At 42.9% G+C, this 14,044-nt stretch carries 14 protein-coding genes and 4 tRNA genes; 15 read left to right on the top strand and 3 right to left on the bottom strand.

Translation table 11 applies throughout. From position 1 onward, the window contains the following. Nucleotides 1–18: 18 nt before the first annotated feature. Complete coding sequence (locus QNM18_RS15625; RefSeq protein WP_284137732.1) at nt 19–1,194, top strand: MFS transporter; 1,176 nt, start codon at nt 19–21, stop codon at nt 1,192–1,194. Here QNM18_RS15625 and QNM18_RS15620 read toward each other — a convergent pair. Then, nucleotides 1,151–1,945: a hypothetical protein gene (locus QNM18_RS15620; RefSeq protein ID WP_284137731.1), complete on the bottom strand. Its 795-nt coding sequence runs from the start codon at nt 1,943–1,945 to the stop codon at nt 1,151–1,153. The two genes, QNM18_RS15625 and QNM18_RS15620, sit on opposite strands and share 44 nt — an antisense overlap. A 146-nt stretch (nt 1,946–2,091) precedes the next feature. Between QNM18_RS15620 and QNM18_RS15615 the strand changes: the two genes are divergently transcribed. Beyond that, nucleotides 2,092–2,445 carry a hypothetical protein gene (locus QNM18_RS15615; RefSeq protein WP_211012779.1) on the top strand — a complete coding sequence of 118 codons (354 nt, stop codon included), beginning with the start codon at nt 2,092–2,094 and terminating at the stop codon, nt 2,443–2,445. A gap of 69 nt (nt 2,446–2,514) precedes the next feature. Here QNM18_RS15615 and srmB read toward each other — a convergent pair whose 3' ends face one another. Then, the gene (gene srmB / locus QNM18_RS15610; protein WP_211012780.1) at nt 2,515–3,747 is read right to left on the bottom strand and encodes an ATP-dependent RNA helicase SrmB; all 1,233 of its coding nucleotides are present in this window, start codon (nt 3,745–3,747) and stop codon (nt 2,515–2,517) included. 67 nt (nt 3,748–3,814) lie between these two features. Between srmB and QNM18_RS15605 the strand changes: the two genes are divergently transcribed. Genes QNM18_RS15605 through QNM18_RS15595 form a run of 3 tightly spaced genes read left to right on the top strand, consistent with a single transcriptional unit; the run spans nt 3,815 to nt 5,485 of the window. Further along, a complete protein-coding gene (locus QNM18_RS15605) occupies nt 3,815–4,513 on the top strand; it encodes a tRNA1(Val) (adenine(37)-N6)-methyltransferase (RefSeq protein ID WP_284137730.1) in 699 nt (232 codons plus the stop codon). 53 nt (nt 4,514–4,566) lie between these two features. Then, nucleotides 4,567–5,079, top strand: a complete 513-nt coding sequence (locus QNM18_RS15600; protein ID WP_211012782.1) for a hypothetical protein — start codon at nt 4,567–4,569, stop codon at nt 5,077–5,079. A gap of 10 nt (nt 5,080–5,089) precedes the next feature. Then, complete coding sequence (locus tag QNM18_RS15595; RefSeq protein WP_284137729.1) at nt 5,090–5,485, top strand: VanZ family protein; 396 nt, start codon at nt 5,090–5,092, stop codon at nt 5,483–5,485. A 27-nt stretch (nt 5,486–5,512) separates the two neighbouring features. On the opposite strand, the gene fldB is transcribed toward QNM18_RS15595, so the two are convergent. Beyond that, complete coding sequence (gene fldB / locus QNM18_RS15590) at nt 5,513–6,034, bottom strand: flavodoxin FldB (RefSeq protein WP_284137772.1); 522 nt, start codon at nt 6,032–6,034, stop codon at nt 5,513–5,515. Nucleotides 6,035–6,111: 77 nt separating this feature from the next. Here fldB and xerD point away from each other — a divergent pair, with 77 nt between their 5' ends. The 10 genes from xerD to QNM18_RS15540 all read left to right on the top strand — a co-directional run bounded on the left by xerD (nt 6,112) and on the right by QNM18_RS15540 (nt 13,560). After that, nucleotides 6,112–7,038, top strand: coding sequence for a site-specific tyrosine recombinase XerD (xerD, locus tag QNM18_RS15585; protein WP_211012784.1), 927 nt, complete (start codon nt 6,112–6,114; stop codon nt 7,036–7,038). Nucleotides 7,039–7,101: 63 nt separating this feature from the next. Beyond that, nucleotides 7,102–7,833 (top strand): bifunctional protein-disulfide isomerase/oxidoreductase DsbC, encoded by a 732-nt coding sequence (dsbC, locus tag QNM18_RS15580; RefSeq protein WP_211012785.1) that lies wholly within the window; start codon nt 7,102–7,104, stop codon nt 7,831–7,833. 128 nt (nt 7,834–7,961) lie between these two features. Beyond that, nucleotides 7,962–9,692, top strand: a complete 1,731-nt coding sequence (gene recJ / locus QNM18_RS15575; protein ID WP_284137771.1) for a single-stranded-DNA-specific exonuclease RecJ — start codon at nt 7,962–7,964, stop codon at nt 9,690–9,692. Between the two features lie 193 nt (nt 9,693–9,885). Further along, nucleotides 9,886–10,984 (top strand): peptide chain release factor 2 gene (gene prfB / locus QNM18_RS15570; protein ID WP_155250764.1). Its coding sequence is split into 2 segments (ribosomal slippage): nt 9,886–9,960 and nt 9,962–10,984, totalling 1,098 coding nucleotides; the frame shifts between segments, so codons are not numbered across the junction. Between the two features lie 27 nt (nt 10,985–11,011). Further along, nucleotides 11,012–12,553 (top strand): lysine--tRNA ligase, encoded by a 1,542-nt coding sequence (gene lysS, locus QNM18_RS15565; protein ID WP_211012786.1) that lies wholly within the window; start codon nt 11,012–11,014, stop codon nt 12,551–12,553. Nucleotides 12,554–12,800: 247 nt separating this feature from the next. Next, entirely contained in the window at nt 12,801–12,980 is a 180-nt protein-coding gene (locus tag QNM18_RS15560; RefSeq protein ID WP_211012787.1) for a hypothetical protein, read from the top strand. Nucleotides 12,981–13,100: 120 nt separating this feature from the next. Continuing rightward, nucleotides 13,101–13,193: transfer RNA gene (locus tag QNM18_RS15555), tRNA-Ser, on the top strand. Between the two features lie 23 nt (nt 13,194–13,216). Beyond that, nucleotides 13,217–13,293 (top strand) — tRNA-Arg (locus QNM18_RS15550). 57 nt (nt 13,294–13,350) lie between these two features. After that, nucleotides 13,351–13,427 (top strand) — tRNA-Arg (locus QNM18_RS15545). A 56-nt stretch (nt 13,428–13,483) separates the two neighbouring features. Then, nucleotides 13,484–13,560 (top strand) — tRNA-Arg (locus QNM18_RS15540). The last annotated feature ends 484 nt before the right edge of the window (nt 13,561–14,044 follow it).

Genomic DNA, 14,044 nt, shown 5'->3' with positions numbered 1-14,044 from the left:
GCTCACAGGCAGTATGCCTTGAACAAAAATGTTTTCTTACTAGCTTGCTGCCAAGGGCTGATGACGACTGGGAATATTTTATTAGTCACCATCTGTGCTTTAGTGGGCCAAATGTTAAGCTCGTCAGCGTCATTGACAACCCTGCCAGTTGCAACGCAAATGTTTGGGTTGTTGCTCACAACCGTACCAGCATCTTTGGTAATGGCTAAAACTGGCCGAAAGTTAGGTTTCAGCATTGGCAATCTTATCGGTATATCTGGGGCTGTGATGGGATTTGGGGCCCTCTTGAGTAGTCAGTTTTATCTCTTTTGTTTAGCAACTTTCTTGATTGGCATCGGTATTGGCTTTGCGACTTTGTATCGTTTTGCTGCGATCGAAGCTAGCGATAAACCTGCCCGGGCAATCTCGATGATTATGGCAAGTGGCGCGATTGCAGCAGTACTAGGACCAAATTTAGCTGTTTGGGTAAATAATTATCTACCTGAAATTAACTATGCAAATTCATTTCTGGCTTTGAGTGGCATTTATGTTATCGCGCTAGTTTTGTTACAACTCGTGAGCTTTGACGAGGTGTCAACACAACACACTCAACAAAAGCCAAGAGCAATTAAGAGTATCATTACTCAGCCTCAGTTCGCTGTAGCTGCATTTATCGGTATGGTGAGTTACTCTGTCATGAATTTGTTAATGACAGCGACACCACTAGCCATGCACCGTCATGGTTTCGATCTGGCTGAGCTGGCTATGGTTATTGAGTGGCATGTTTTAGGCATGTTTTTGCCGTCTTTTTTTACTGGCAAACTTATTGAACGCTACGGTTCTATCACAATGATCATTGGCGGCTGTATTTTGATGTTTACGTGTACCTTGATTAACTTAACAGGAGAGAGTCAGTGGCACTTTTTAGTTGCAATGTTGCTCTTAGGTGTCGGTTGGAATTTTATGTTTATCAGTGCAACATCGCTAGTTAGCCAAACATATTTTCCACATGAGCGCGCTAAGTCACAAGCAGCAAACGAATTTTTCGTATTTAGTATGGTTGCGTTGTCATCTTTGTTTGCCGGGTGGATCGAGAGTACTATTGGATGGCAAGCACTCAATATAGGGTCTGCACCGATTTTGATATTGGCGCTGATGGTGTCAATTTGGTTTAAGCGACACACACACCCTGCGCCACTAGCAAATAGGCTTTAACTACCTCATCTCGGAAGAGCAAGTCACTCTCTTTTTGTCGCTCCCTGTACAGCTGGCAAAATTCAGCGGCACTGTGCGCCGTGTCACTCAATAGATGCGCTGTTTTGTCAGAATACCGCTGATACCAATGTTGTTTTAAGGATATCGGTGTGCTGGGTAATTCATTTAGTATACGTTCACTCAGTACAAAACAAGACTTTCTCGCCAATGCAATCATGTCGTCATTGGCAGCCGCGAGCCAACTGGTCCCTAAACTGTTTACGCATACCAGTGGTATATACGGAGCTAAAGCCGGATAGATGTCGTTTTTATAAATCGTAACTTGCCAGTATTTTCTCGCAATTAGGCAAAATTGCTCAAAGCTTGAAATGGCTCTGAATCCACTGTGTTCAAGTTTGACGATTTCAACACGGGGCTTGTTTGGGTTCACGGTATCATTGGCTGTATCAATATACCAAGCACCTAGCAAAATAGCGTTTTGAAAATACTCATCTCTGAGGGATCCCCAAGCTGGTTTTAATGTTTGCCCAAGGTTTAATTCATTTTTCAATATTTGCAGGGGGGCCGATAAAGATGGCATCGCGAGGCGCGATTGAAGTAGTTCCAACATTGCATTTCGGATCTCTTTACAGCGACCAAGCGGGTAGGGCTTATCTGAAAAGTACGGATATTGTGCTGTTAGGCGAAGATCTACAATTAAACGTAACTCAGCTAAATATTGTTCAAGGGCTATTTTCTGATTTTCTTCCATGTTGCTGCTTAATTATATAAATAAACTCATTAAATTATAGTTTTGATCTAGATGTTGTACAAATGACGCCATCAAAGAGGGTGGGCTACTTGCTGCTTCTTTATTATTTAATATAATGCGCGCTTTAAATTAACGAAGGATAAAAAATGTTTAGAGTTAGTCTTTTTTTACTTGTTGTCTTATTTTCTAAAATCACGTTTGCAAAACAAATTGATACTCAAGTTACTCATGTTGGGTGTCACGTAAATAATAATATTTGCTATATCTATATTCCAAAGGTAAATAATAGCTCTGCAATTCCTAGTTCAAATAATTGCCCTAGCAGGCATTTGGACTCAATTCGCTGGGATACATCTAAGATAAAAAATGCAGACGCTATTCTCGCTATATTGTTAGCCGCTCAGGCGACACAAAAGAAAGTATCAATTTGGGTACCGGATGACAGTTCTTCGTGTGTTTCAGGTTTCCCAACCTTATCTTTTGCCCATATCCGAGGCTAAGTTGTATAACGCATTGCTAGCGTAATGATTGTTAGAAATAAAAAGCCCCGTTGATACGGGGCTTATGTTTTATTTCTTCTTTTTACTTTTTGCTTTAGCGGCTTTTTTCTTTGCTTTTATTTTTGCTGCGTCTTTTTTCTTTTTCGGTGGCTTGGCTTCTTTGTGCTTTGGCTCCAGCCCTTCAATCGTTCTTCGCTTAAGTTTCTGATCCGTATAGCGCTCCACTTTACCAAGCATTTCGACGTCATGGGCTTCAACAAGTGAGATGGCAGTACCTTTTTTACCAGCACGGCCTGTTCTGCCAATGCGGTGTACGTATATGTCGGCAGTGCGCGGCATATCAAAGTTAATTACGTGGGTAATATCAGCCACGTCAATACCACGGGCAGCGACATCCGTTGCAACCAAAATATTGGTTCTGCCACTGTGAAAACTAGCCATGGCTGTCATACGCTTATCCTGTGGCATTTCTCCACGCAGCCAAGTTGTTTTGACTTCATTTGCATATAGCTCACCAATAAGCTGTTCCAAACGCTCACGGGTTTTGACAAATACGATGGCTTTTTCTACTTCTTCACTCTTTAGTAAATGAGTCAGTAGGGCAAGTTTATGTTTGTAGTCATCGGCAAGGTGTGCCCATTGATGGATCTTACCTTTTTCTTTTCTTGATGGCTCAGCTTCTAGGAGTGCAGGATCGTTAAGCATACGTTCGGCAAAAAGTTCGACGCTATCGCCCTCGAGGGTTGCGGAGAATAAAAAGCTTTGACGGCGGTTCTTTGCTTCGTCACAGATCCTTAGCATTTCTTTTTTGAAGCCCATATCAAGCATACGATCCGCTTCATCAAGTACCAACAGTTCAACATTGTCCGCATGGAAGTTTTCAGTCTCTAAATATTCCATTAACCGACCTGGTGTAGCGATTAGAATATCATTGTTCTTTTCAAAGATTTCTTTATGGCTGCCGTAGTTAATTCCACCGGTAACAACACCAATTCGCAAATGGGTGTTTTCAGCAAGAGATTGGCACTGATCATGAACCTGATAGGCTAATTCTCGAGTGGGCGTCATAATTAGGACGCGTGCAAATCCTGGGTCTTTTCTTGGAAAATCCAGTAAATACTGAATCGCTGGGATAAGAAATGCGGCGGTTTTTCCCGTTCCGGTCGGTGCCGATGCAAGAATATCACGTCCAAGGAGCGCTTCAGGTATCGCCAACTGTTGAATGCTCGTGGCGGTTGTATAACCAATTTTTTTTATGGCAGAGAGTACCTTGCCATCAAGATCGAATTCAGAAAATTGCATAATGCATCACAAATAAAGGACAATAGCGGAATTATACTTGTGCTTGGCGTTTTCTAAAAGGTGCAATATGACAAGCTTTGCATTTAAACAATTTAAAATTGACCAAAACCATGCTGCAATGAAGGTTTCAACTGACGGGATAATGTTTGGCGCGTGGGTGTCGCTGCGTGGCACAAAAAGGGTATTAGATATCGGAGCCGGCACTGGGCTGTTGAGTTTGATGGTGAAACAGCGAGTTCCAAGCTTGGCTGTAAGTGCGATTGAAATTGATGATCTCGCAATCAAAGATGCACGTCACAACTTTGAACAGTCACCATGGTCCGATATAAAGTTATATCATCAGGCGGTTCAGGGGTTTGAAAATGGCAAGAAGTTTGACCTAATAATCAGCAATCCGCCCTATTTTCAAGACAGCCTGAAAGGGAATAATACACAAAGAAATACAGCACGCCATACCGACAGTTTAAGTTTTTCAGAGTTGATAGAGGCTTTTCTTCGTCTTTCGTCAGAAACTGCGAGATTGGCGATTATCTTACCCTATGATGGTGCGCAGGTTTTTATTGAACAAGCGCAATGTCAGGGTTTATATTTAGTTCGTCAATGCGAGGTAAATACCACGCCATCAAAACCGGTCTCTCGTTTGATGTTCGAACTGTCAAAATATGCAGAGCCGCTAAAAACAGAGTCTCTGTGTATTTATGATATGAGTAATCAGTACAGTGAGTTATACACAAAGTTGTGTCGAGATTTTTATTTGAAAATGTAAAGCAGTGCAGGGAGTAGGCATACGAACAAGCTGTTTAAAAAATAAGGAGTGAGATGGAGCGTACACAACAGCTAAAGGTAATTCTGAGCTTTTTAACCGAAATCGGCCTGCCATATAAACTGTCTAATTTAGGCGATGATACTTTTTTGCCTGGATTGCAGCATCGGCAAGGCCGGCTAGAAATTGATCTTAATAAACTGACTTACCCAGGAGATATTTTACATGAAGCCGGTCATTACGCGGTATGTGAGCCTACCGAACGCCACCTGCTAGATGGTGATATTTATAAGACGGGATTACAGCATAGTCGTCCTAAGCAACAAATGATGGGTGAAGAAATGGCTGCCACTGCTTGGTCTGTAGCGGCAGCGAAGTATTTAGGCTTTTCGTTGGACATAGTGTTCCATGAAGCTGGGTACCGAGGAGCCAGTGAAAGTCTTATCACCGCTTTTGAGCACGGTGGTGGGATTGGACATCCGCTGTTAAACGCATATCAAATGAGTTGTCCAGATAAGGGATTTCCGACTATGAAAATGTGGATAAGAACCGTGTCTTGGAACCAATAAGGAGTAATGAGTGCTATATCGTTGTGTTGTCATAGCTGCGACAAGTTTCTTAGCATTTATTTGTTATATGGTCTATTTGGCTAATACTGGCGGCCACAGTATCTTTTTTGAACTCGTGCAAAGATTACCTTACGGAGACAAAATAGGGCACTTTGTTTTATTTATGGTACTAAGTTCATTAGTGAGTGCCGCTTGGAAGTTTAAAACTCGGCAATTTTTGGGTTGGAGAGTTTATCAAGGGAGTTTATTTGTCTTGTTGTTTGTTGTGGTAGAGGAGTCTAGCCAACTATTTATCCCTAGCCGCTCATTTGATCCACTAGATTTTTTAGCAAATTTACTCGGCGTATTGGCCGGTACAATGTTTTGTAGGTTAGTTGTAAAAACAGCTAGGTTACCGCAGATATAATGAGCGGCTTTGCCGCTCAACAATAATTTAAAGAGTATTGGCGTATTCTGTCATCACTTGTTCAATCCAAGTGGCAATGCGCTCGTCACTTTTATCATATTGACTGTCTTCGTCCAGCGCGAGTCCAACAAAGTGTTTGCCATCCTCCGTTAGAGCTTTAGATGCCTCAAATTCATAGTCATCAGAATTTGGCCAATATCCAATAAAATTAATACCTTGAGGTGAAATTTTATCATGTAGCATGCCTAGCGCATCTTGAAACCATTGGCCATACCCTTGTTGATCACCCATGCCAAATAGCGCGATGGTTTTGCCACTTAGCTCGACATTCTCGATATCATCCCACTGAGACTCCCAATCCTCTTGAAGTTCACCAAAGTCCCAGGTGGAGATACCAAAAATCAAAAAGTCGAATTGCTCTGCATTTTTCAATGGTTCATCTTTGATATTGTGCAGTGACACCATGTCTTTACCTATGATGTCTTGCATTTTTTCGGCGGCCATTTCTGTATAACAGGTTGTTGAACCGTAAAATAACCCGATTTGCATTTTATTCTTCACTCGAATGGCTGTTACTATATGGGGGCAGTCTACATTAAGGCTTAATCAATTGATACAGGCAGCCCGTGAACGAACAAGAAACCATACTCGAATTTGAAGATGACCATTTTGATCCCATAGAACTATTCTTAGATGCGCTATTTTTAGAGCAAGGATTGAGTGATAATACAATTGCTGCGTACAGGAATGACCTAGAGAAGTTTTCTGATTTTGTACAAAAACAACTCAATGGACAAGAGATCTTGGCGGTCAGTGTGGCAGATATTGAAGCATACTTGGCCCACCGAGTTGATTTAGGGCTCAAACCTAGGAGCACTGCGCGCTCAATAAGCGCATTAAAAAGGTTTTACTTATATTGGGTGAACCATAAAAAAATCGCCCAAAGCCCATTGGTGAATATTGCACAACCTAAAACAGTACAGTCTTTGCCAAAAACGCTCACAGAGCAAGAAGTTGAAGCATTGCTCGCTGCACCGGATGTGGAAGATGCCATGGGGCTGAGAGATAAAGCAATGCTGGAATTACTTTATGCTACGGGGTTACGTGTAACAGAGCTGGTTGGCCTGAGAATTGAGCAAATCAATTTACGCCAAGCTGTGGTGTTAGTGAAAGGCAAAGGCGGCAAAGAGCGTATGGTCCCGATGGGCCAAGAGTCATTGCGTTGGGTTGAACAGTTTTTGAAAGTTGGTCGGCCACAAATGGTCAAGCATGCCAATGATTTTGTGTTTCCCTCAAAGCGTGGCATAGGTATGACACGGCAAACTTTTTGGCATAGAATCAAACACTATGCTATGTTGGCTGATGTTAAGTCTCCGTTATCGCCACATACGTTACGTCATGCATTTGCAACACATTTGCTGAATCATGGAGCGGACTTACGCGTTGTGCAAATGATGTTGGGTCATAGTGACTTGTCAACGACACAAATATATACCCATGTTGCTAGTGAGCGATTAAAATCACTGCACGAACAACACCATCCAAGGGCTTGATGGAATTTTTTTGCAGTTTTACGGTCTTATTGGTGAATGAAGAACGAATTTACGAGAACAAAGATGAAAAAGTTATTATTAGCAGCCGCGCTTGCGGTTGGTGCATCTGCGTATGCAAATGAAGCACCTGAAAAAGAGGGAGTTTTTTCAATCAATCCAATTCAGCAGTCGTTAGCTGGATTAGGGTTGTCAGTAAATGACATTTCGGATAGTCCGATCCCTGGGTTAAAAACCGTGATCACAGACCGAGGTGTTTTTTACTCAAGCCCTGACGGTCGTTATTTAATGCAAGGCGCATTAATTGACATTCCAAACAGAAAAAACCTGACTGAAGACGCATTGAGTGGCGTTCGCAAAGAAGGCTTAAAGCAATATGAAGACTCAATGATTGTCTACAAAGCTGAAAATGAAAAGCATCAGGTAACGATTTTTACAGATATCACTTGTGGTTACTGTCGTAAACTTCACCGCGAACTAGAAGACTACCTAGAAGCTGGGATCACGGTTAAATATCTTGCTTTCCCACGTGGCGGTATCCAAAGCCAAGGTTATGAAGATTTAATGAATGTTTGGTGTGCAAAAGATGCAGCAACGGCAATGACAGAGGCGAAAGCTGGTAACCCAGTTGCGGATGTAAAAGGCTGTAGTGCACCTGTTGCTGAACACTATCAGTTAGGTCAAAAGTTCGGTGTTTCTGGCACACCAGCGATTATTCTTGAAGATGGTACAATCATTCCTGGTTATCAGCCAGCAGCAGAGCTAGCAGCGTCTTTAGAAAGAAATGCAAAGTCTTAAGCTTTACGTATAATAGACACATTACGAAAAAAAGGCCGTTCGGCCTTTTTTTGTGCCTGCAAGCTTTACGCTACAAAAACGCTTTGCAACGGTACATTGATATATTAGAAAGTTAAATGAAGAGTTCTATGCAAACCAAGATCCAGCCCCGGGCGCGCGTTGAAGACAGCTACTTACCTGATAGCCTCCACCCAGTAATCAAACAGCTCTATGCTGCACGAGGTGTGCAATCTGCCAATGAGTTGAATAACAGTGCAGCAACCTTGTTAGATTTTAAGTTGTTTAAAGACATATCCGTTGCTTGTGAGATACTGGCCTCTGCCCTCAATGCGCAGCAGCGTATTCTTATTGTCGGTGATTTTGATGCGGATGGGGCGACCAGTACCGCGGTACTGATGCAGGGATTGCCAGAGTTTGGTTTTGCCAACGTAGATTATTTGGTGCCAGATAGGTTTAGTTTAGGCTATGGCTTGAGTCCAGCACTGGCGGAGCAAATTGTGCAATTGGGGCCAGATCTCGTCATTACTGTGGACAATGGTATTTCATGTATTGCAGGGATTGAGATAGTCAAAGCTGCGGGGATCGCTGTGATTGTGACTGATCACCACTTGCAAGGTGAGCAGTTGCCAAATGCGGACGCTATCATTAACCCCAATCGCCATGACTGTGAGTTTCCGTCTAAATCAATAGCTGGAGTGGGTGTGGCGTTTTATTTGTTGATCGCATTACGCCATCATCTGAGGGCTACATCGTACTTCCAAAGCACACAGCGACAAGAACCTAATTTAGCTTCCCTACTCGATATAGTCGCCTTGGGTACGGTTGCAGATGTTGTTGCTTTAGATGCAAACAATCGTACTTTGGTATTCCAAGGTTTAGCGCGCATTAAAAATGGCCAAACGCGCCCAGGTATTAAAGCGCTGATTGAGGTATCCAATCGCAATATGAATCGTTTAACAGCCAGCGATTTTGGTTTTTCGCTTGCGCCGCGATTGAATGCAGCCGGACGATTAGATGATATGAGCTTGGGCATTGCGTGTTTATTGGCCAAAGATGAGTATCAAGCCCGGCGAATTGCCAATGAATTAGATAGTTTAAATCATGAAAGGCGTGAGATTGAGCAGGGCATGCAACAAGAAGCACAAGCTGTATTAGAGCGGTTGAGTTATAAGACCCAAACTATCCCAACAGCCGTATGTTTGTTTCAAGATGACTGGCACCAAGGTGTTATAGGGATCTTAGCGGGTCGGCTAAAAGAAAAGTATCACCGACCAGCAGTGATATTTGCGCAAGGGGATGAGGGGCAAATAAAAGGCTCTTGTCGGTCAATAGAAGGTATTCATATGCGAGATCTGTTGGAGCGTATTAATACCCAATCACCGGGGTTAATTTTAAAGTTTGGTGGTCATGCGATGGCTGCTGGCCTTAGCATCCATGAAGCTCAATTTGCAGAGTTTAAAGTCGCATTTGAAACTGAAGTCGAAAAACAGCTCACAGAAGAGTTAAAACAAAGTGTTTTGCTAACAGATGGGGCACTACCTAGCGAGTGTTTTAACATGGAATTTGCCAATCAGCTTCAAGCGGCTGGGCCGTGGGGGCAACAATTTCCTGAGCCGATATTCAGTGAACGTTTTGAGCTAGTGCAGCAGCGACTCGTCGCGGAAAAACATTTAAAACTTGTATTAAAACACCCGACGGGAAAACTGGTCGATGCCATTGCATTTAATGTTGACCTCAGGGCTTGGCCGAATATGTCAGCACAGTTTGCTGAGGTAGCATATCAATTGGATATCAATGAGTTCAGGGGCAAGTTTTCGTTGCAACTTATTGTGCGTGAAATTCAGGCTGTCAAAGAGTAATTCAGTTCATTTGCACAAACAGTGAAAGATATCCGGTTAAACCCCAAAATTAACTTGTTTTGGGGCTGATATCTGACGGCAAATTTTGTTAGTATTGGCCGTTTAGATAGCCTGCCTAAACACGCATCGTAAATTGACTATTAAAATAGTGGGTGCAGGCTAGGTAGTAAAGGCATAAATTGGAGTAATGTAGATGTTTGAAGTGAATCCTGTGATTAATCAAATCAAGGAAATTCGCGAACGTACTGAGCTTCTTCGGGGGTATCTTTGACTATGCTCTAAAACAAGAGCGTTTAGAGGAAGTCAATGCCGAACTTGAAGACCCAGCAGTATGGAATGAGCCAGAAAAAGCACAGGCTTTAGGTCGTGAAAAGTCATCTCTTGAGGTGATTGTCGAAACCATAGATAACCTAGTTGCTGGTGCGGATGACGCAGAAGGCCTAGTAGAACTTGCGGTAGAAGCAGAAGATGAAGACACTTTTGTTGAAGCACAAGGGGAAGTTGAAGGTTTAGTCGCGCAGCTAGAAAAACTAGAATTCCGCCGTATGTTCTCAGGTGAGCAAGATGCCAACGATGCCTATATAGATTTACAGTCTGGCTCTGGCGGTACTGAAGCACAAGATTGGTGTAACATGTTACTACGCATGTATTTGCGCTGGGCGGAAGCGAAAGGGTTCAAGGTCGAAATCGTTGAGGCAACCGATGGCGATGTAGCCGGTATCAAAGGCGCGACAGTACGAGTTTCTGGTGAATATGCTTATGGCTGGTTACGCACAGAAACAGGTGTTCACCGTTTAGTTCGTAAGAGCCCATTTGACTCGACGGGCCGCCGTCACACTTCTTTTGCCTCTGCATTTATTTACCCTGAAATTGACGACAATATTGAAATTGAGATTAACCCAGCAGACTTACGAATTGACGTATATCGCGCGTCCGGGGCTGGTGGTCAGCACGTAAACCGTACGGAATCTGCGGTACGTATTACTCACTTACCAACGAATACCGTTGTGCAGTGCCAAAACGACCGTTCTCAGCATAAAAACAAAGCGCAAGCGATGAAGCAGTTGAAAGCTAAGTTGTTTGAACTTGAAATGAAAAAACAAAACGCTGAAAAACAATCTCAGGAAGATGCAAAATCAGACATCGGGTGGGGTAGTCAGATCCGATCTTATGTACTAGATGATTCTAGAATCAAAGATTTAAGAACTGGCGTGGAAAACCGCAATACACAAGCTGTATTAGACGGTGACCTAGACAAATTTATCGAAGCTAGCCTGAAATCAGGCCTTTAATCAACAAGCTAAACTAAGAGCTAAAAAATGACAGATCAAATCCAAGACGAAAACAAACTCATTGCTGAGCGTCGCGCAAAATTGGACTCAATTCGCGAGAATTGTGATGCCAATGGCCATCCGAACACCTTCCGCCGTGAAGACTATACGGCTGATCTACAGGCTAAGTTTGGTGATAAATCGAAAGAAGAGCTTGTTGAATTAGACCATCAGGTATCGGTAGCTGGTCGTATCCTTGCTAAGCGTGGCCCTTTCCTTGTTCTACAAGACATGAAAGGTCGCATTCAAGCATATGCATCAAAGGACGTACAGAAAGCACTTAAAGAGAAGTATGGTCAACTAGATATTGGCGACATCATCGGTGTATCTGGTCCACTTCACAAGTCAGGCAAAGGTGATCTATATGTAGATATGGTTCAGTATGAACTGTTGACCAAATCACTTCGTCCATTACCTGAAAAGTTTCATGGTCTGACTGATCAAGAAGCCAAGTATCGTCAGCGTTACGTTGACTTAATCACCAACATGGATACGCGTGAAACATTCCGTATTCGCTCAAAAGTGATTGAAGGTATTCGCCGTTTCCTTGCTGAGCGTGACTTTATGGAAGTTGAAACACCAATGCTTCAGGTTATTCCTGGTGGTGCAACAGCGCGCCCATTTGTGACGCACCACAATGCATTAGACATTGATATGTATCTGCGTATCGCACCTGAGCTTTACCTTAAGCGTTTGGTTGTAGGTGGGTTTGACCGTGTATTTGAGATCAACCGTAACTTCCGTAACGAAGGCCTTTCAACACGCCACAATCCTGAATTCACAATGATTGAGTTCTACCAAGCTTATGCTGATTACAAAGATCTCATGAACTTAACTGAAGATATGTTACGCACGGTTGCTCAAGACGTACTTGGCACGACAACAGTTACTAACACTGTTAAGAATGCAGAAGGTGAAGTCGTTGAAACTATCGAATATGACTTTGGTAAGCAATTTGAGCGTTTATCAATGGCAGATGCGATCATTAAGTATGGTCCAGATGCAGAAGAAAGTGCTCACATCTTTAAAGATCCTGAAAACCACTTTGATGAGCTAGTAGCATACGCGAAGAAAGTGCATGTTAAGATCCCTGAGAAGTGTGTATGGGGTGCTGGTAAATTCTTGTGTGAGATCTTTGAAGAGACTGCAGAACACAAACTAATTCAGCCAACTTTCATCACTGAATATCCGTGGGAAGTATCTCCATTAGCACGTCGTAATGATGAAAATCCATTCATTACAGATCGTTTCGAATTTTTCGTAGGTGGGCGTGAACTTGCGAATGGCTTCTCAGAGTTAAACGATGCTCAAGATCAAGCTGAGCGTTTTACTCGTCAGGTTGAAGAGAAAGATGCTGGTGATGACGAAGCGATGCACTATGATGCTGACTACATTCAAGCGCTTGAGTATGGTTTACCGCCAACAGCAGGTGAAGGTATCGGTATTGACCGTTTGGTGATGCTGTTCACAGACTCGCCAACAATCAAAGATGTTATTTTGTTCCCGCATATGCGCCCGCAAGCGGACTAACAACATATTGAAAGAAAAGCGCCATTAGGCGCTTTTCTTTTATCCATGTGAGATATATCTCAAAAATAATTTGGTATTTCTCAATAATATCTCTGTTTTTATGCAAAAACAGGCTCTTATCATTTATGTATCCGTAATAAATACAAAATATTCTAATCAGGCTTGTTGGCAATTTCTTGGCCCATTCCTATACTGACGGGGCATTTACGACACATCTGTTAAATAAATCATCAGAAAACATACAATTATGCCGGAATTAGATGAAGAACAAATTAAGCATGAAGCTGCCAGAAGGGAATACTGCAGACAGTGTATTGTCGAATTTCAAAAGTTGGGTTATTTGGACTCCTACCTTGAAGAGGTATTTGACCGTAAACAACGTCTAATGAGCAAGTTTTCCACCCCTACAACTTACAGAAATGACTAGGAATAGAGCAATTTGTAAGAAAAAAAGGCAGTGTGTTCAATCTGTCACCATATAGTCATTTTTTACAAGAAAAGTGTTTGACTTATTTTTTCTGTTCTATATTATACGCCCCACAAAGACGGAGAGGTGGCCGAGTGGCTGAAGGCGCTCCCCTGCTAAGGGAGTATAGGGTTTGTAGCCCTATCGAGGGTTCGAATCCCTCCCCCTCCGCCATTATTTAATGGTTTTCTTTGTATGGACGCGTAGCTCAGCTGGATAGAGTACCTGGCTACGAACCAGGCGGTCGGAGGTTCGAATCCTCCCGCGTCCGCCACTTTCTCTAAGTGGTTAAATATAGAGACACTTATCAGGTGTTAAAACATGATATTCCGGACGCGTAGCTCAGCTGGATAGAGTACCTGGCTACGAACCAGGCGGTCGGAGGTTCGAATCCTCCCGCGTCCGCCACTTTCTCTAAGTGGTTATTAAAGAGGCACTGATCAGGTGTGTAAACATGATATCGCGGACGCGTAGCTCAGCTGGATAGAGTACCTGGCTACGAACCAGGCGGTCGGAGGTTCGAATCCTCCCGCGTCCGCCATCTCCTTTGAGATGATTACTTCACTCAAGTATCAAAACATGAGATAAACAACCGACGAAAGTCGGTTTTTTTATGCCAGAAATTTAGCTTTTTTAACGACAAGCATTAGATAAAACCGCAAAGGTCAAGGGTGAAAACCAGACGGTCGGAGGTTCACTCTCCACAAAGTACGTCCCGTGTCCGCCATCTCCTTTGAGATGATTACTTCACTCAAGTATCAAAACATGAGATGAACAACCGACGAAAGTCGGTTTTTTTATGCCAGAAATTTAGCTTTTTTAACGACAGGCATTAGATAAAACCGCAAAGGTCAAGGGTGAAAACCAGACGGTCGGAGGTTCACTCTCCACAAAGTACGTCCCGTGTCCGCCATCTCCTTTGAGGTGATTACTTCACTCAAGTATCAAAACATGAGATGAACAACCGACGAAAGTCGGTTTTTTTATGCCAGAAATTTAGCTTTTTTAACGACAAGCATTAGATA

The organism is Pseudoalteromonas obscura (genome assembly GCF_030135505.1).
Lineage (GTDB): Bacteria > Pseudomonadota > Gammaproteobacteria > Enterobacterales > Alteromonadaceae > Pseudoalteromonas > Pseudoalteromonas obscura.
Note: the sequence above shows the minus strand (reverse complement) of the source record. Positions and strands in the feature narration are given on the sequence as shown.